This window comes from Arthrobacter sp. 10T44, from assembly GCF_056393885.1.
Window position 1 is genome coordinate 1 of sequence record NZ_JBFTGT010000030.1, and the last position, 342, is coordinate 342.

Annotated in this window: 1 protein-coding gene; it reads left to right on the forward strand. The window is 62.9% G+C overall.

Going from position 1 to position 342, the window contains the following annotated elements:
- Positions 1–97: 97 nt before the first annotated feature.
- A partial coding sequence (locus AC1DBL_RS16770; RefSeq protein ID WP_476926530.1) for a hypothetical protein occupies positions 98–342 on the forward strand: 245 nt, incomplete at its 3' end.

Here is a 342-nt window from a genome sequence, read left to right on the forward strand (position 1 = left end):
GGCAGGGTAGGTTCGAGGCATTGGATCTTCCGGATCAGCCGGGGGCCGCTGGGGATGCCGAGAGTTTCGGGTCCGGTGAACTAAGGAGTTTTTTCGAATGGCTATTTGGGGTGCAGATGTTGCTCAGCTCAAGACTCTTGGGACGAAGCTGCAGGCCGGTTCTCAGGAGATCGACAACCAGAGGTCGATGCTGACCAAGGTCCTGGCCGGTACCCAGTGGCTGGGACCGGACGCGGAGAAGTTCCGCAACGAGTGGAACGGCGAGCACGTTGCGGCCCTCACCCGGGTGTCCCAGGCGCTGCAGCAGGCCAGCCAGCAGGCCAACCGCAACGCCACCGAGCA